General features: G+C 67.9%; 2 protein-coding genes. Both read left to right on the top strand.

The window, feature by feature from the left end:
• Nucleotides 1-72 precede the first annotated feature (72 nt).
• A complete protein-coding gene (locus tag V6M46_RS17195) occupies nucleotides 73-1,638 on the top strand; it encodes a Re/Si-specific NAD(P)(+) transhydrogenase subunit alpha (RefSeq protein ID WP_332667317.1) in 1,566 nt (521 codons plus the stop codon).
• A gap of 6 nt (nucleotides 1,639-1,644) precedes the next feature.
• Nucleotides 1,645-2,828 (top strand): NAD(P)(+) transhydrogenase (Re/Si-specific) subunit beta (locus V6M46_RS17200; protein ID WP_332667319.1); only part of this gene is annotated, 1,184 nt, incomplete at its 3' end.

Raw genomic sequence — 2,828 nt, forward strand, 5'->3', positions numbered from 1 at the left:
GCGTACCCGAAGAATGAGACGCGAGTCTCACGGGGTGGTCGCGGTGTGTTGCGAACAGATAACGTTCGCCGAATGAGCGACGGACAGCAAGAGACCCCGCCCGCAGCGGTGATCGGTGTCGTTGCCGAGTCGAATCCGGGCGAGACCCGCGTCTCCGCGACGCCGGCGACCGTACGCCAGCTGATCGGCCTCGGGTATGTCGTGGCGGTCGAGTCGGGCGCGGGCGCCAAGGCATCGTTCACCGACGAGGCATACGTCGAGGCCGGCGCGGTGATCGCGCCGTCGGTCGACGTGTGGCACAGCGGCATCGTGTTCAAGGTCAACGCCCCGTCGCCCTTCGAGATCCAGAAGCTCGCCGACGGCGCCACCCTCATCAGCCTGATCAGCCCCGCGCTGAACCCCGACCTCGTCGAGGCGCTCGCCAAGCGACCCATCACGGTGCTGGCGATGGACGCCGTGCCGCGCATCTCCCGCGCACAGTCGATGGACGTGCTGAGCTCGATGGCCAACATCGCCGGCTACCGCGCGGTGATCGAGGCGGCGCACGTGTTCGGCCGGTTCTTCACCGGCCAGATCACCGCGGCGGGCAAGGTCCCACCGGCCAAGGTGCTGGTCGCCGGCGTCGGCGTCGCCGGACTCGCGGCGATCGGCACGGCCAACAGCATGGGCGCGATCGTACGTGCGACGGACCCGCGGGCCGAGGTCGCCGACCAGGTCGCGTCGCTCGGCGGTGAGTACCTGCCGGTCGACGTCGAGACCGAGCAGAGCACCGACGGCTACGCCAAGGCGACGTCGGAGGACTACGACCGGCGGGCCGCCGAGATCTATTCGGAGCAGGCCGCCGACGTCGACATCATCATCACGACGGCGCTGATCCCCGGCCGCCCGGCGCCGCGGCTCATCACCGCCAAGGACGTCGCCAGCATGAAGGCCGGCAGCGTCATCGTCGACATGGCCGCGTCGAACGGCGGCAACGTCGAGGGCACGGTCGCCGGCGAGGCGGTCGTGACCGACAACGGCGTGACGATCATCGGCTACACCGACCTGGCCGGCCGGCTGCCGACGCAGGCCTCGCAGCTCTACGGCACCAACCTGGTCAACCTGATGAAGCTGTTGACTCCGGGCAAGGACGGTCAGCTCGTCCTCGACCTGGACGACGTCGTGCAGCGCACGATCACGGTCGTACGTGATCGCGAGGTGCTGTGGCCGCCGCCTCCGGTGCAGGTCTCGGCGGCACCCGCCGCCGCAGAACCCGCCACCAAGGTGGAGCCCAAGCCGGCCAAGCAGCCGATGTCGACGCAGCGCAAGCTGTCGTTGATCGGCATCGGCATCCTGGCGTTGTTCCTCGTCAACGCGTACGCGCCCGAGCCGTTGCCGGAGCACTTCACGGTGCTGGTGCTGGCGATCGTGGTCGGCTTCTACGTCATCGGCCACGTGGCCCACGCGCTGCACACGCCGTTGATGTCGGTGACCAACGCGATCTCCGGCATCATCGTGGTCGGCGCGATGCAGCAGGTCGCGCAGGACGACGCCGTGATCCGTACGCTCTCGTTCGTCGCGATCCTGCTCGCCAGCATCAACGTCTTCGGTGGTTTCGCCGTGACCCGACGCATGCTCAGCATGTTCTCGAAAGGCTGATCCCGGATGACCTCGCAAAGCGTCGCCACCGCGGCATACCTCGTCGCGGCGTTGCTGTTCATCCTCAGCCTCGCCGGACTGTCCAAGCACGAGTCGTCCCGCCAGGGCGTGGTCTACGGCATCGTCGGTATGGGCATCGCCCTCGTCGCGACGTTCATCGTCGTGGTGGACGTGTCCGATGCGCTCGGCATCATCCTGCTGCTCGTTGCGGTCGTGATCGGCGCCGTCATCGGCCTGTGGCGCGCCCGCAAGGTCGAGATGACCGGTATGCCCGAGCTGATCGCGCTGCTGCACAGCTTCGTCGGTCTCGCCGCGGTGCTCGTCGGCTGGAACGGTCACCTCGAGGACAGCCACCTCACCGGCTCGCTCGAGGACATTCACAACGCCGAGGTGTTCGTCGGCGTGTTCATCGGCGCCGTCACGTTCACCGGCTCGATCGTCGCGTTCCTCAAGCTGTCGGCGCGGATCAAGTCCGCACCGCTGATGCTGCCGGGCAAGAACTACCTCAACATCGGCGCGCTGCTCGCGTTCGCGGTCCTGACGATCTGGTTCGTGGCGTCGCCCAACCTCGGCCTGCTCATCGCGGTCACGGTCGTCGCGCTCGCCCTCGGCTGGCACCTCGTCGCCTCGATCGGCGGCGGCGACATGCCGGTCGTGGTGTCGATGCTCAACTCGTACTCCGGCTGGGCCGCGGCCGCGTCAGGCTTCCTGCTCAACAACAACGCGCTGATCGTCACGGGCGCGCTCGTCGGGTCGTCGGGTGCCTACCTGTCGTACATCATGTGCCAGGCGATGAACCGGTCCTTCATCTCGGTCATCGCCGGCGGCTTCGGCATGGAGGCGTCGGGCCCGGATGACACCGACTACGGCGACTACCGCGAGATCAACGCCGCCGACACCGCCGACCTGCTCAAGAACGCCAAGTCCGTGATCATCACGCCCGGCTACGGCATGGCCGTCGCGCAGGCGCAGTATCCCGTCGCCGACCTGGTCCGCAAGCTCCGCGACAAGGACGTCGAGGTGCGCTTCGGCATCCACCCCGTCGCTGGCCGCCTGCCCGGCCACATGAACGTGCTCCTCGCCGAGGCCAAGGTGCCGTACGACATCGCGCTCGAGATGGACGAGATCAACGACGACTTCGACGGCACGTCGGTCGTGCTGGTCATCGGCGCCAACGACACCGTCAACCC

Origin of the sequence: Aeromicrobium sp. (genome assembly GCF_036676885.1) — a bacterium.
Classification (GTDB): Bacteria; Actinomycetota; Actinomycetes; order Propionibacteriales; family Nocardioidaceae; genus Aeromicrobium.

Bases quoted from the DNA above. Each gene is read 5' to 3' on its own strand.
- V6M46_RS17195 (WP_332667317.1), top strand. From the start codon at position 73: ATGAGCGACGGACAGCAAGAGACCCCGCCCGCAGCGGTGATCGGTGTC.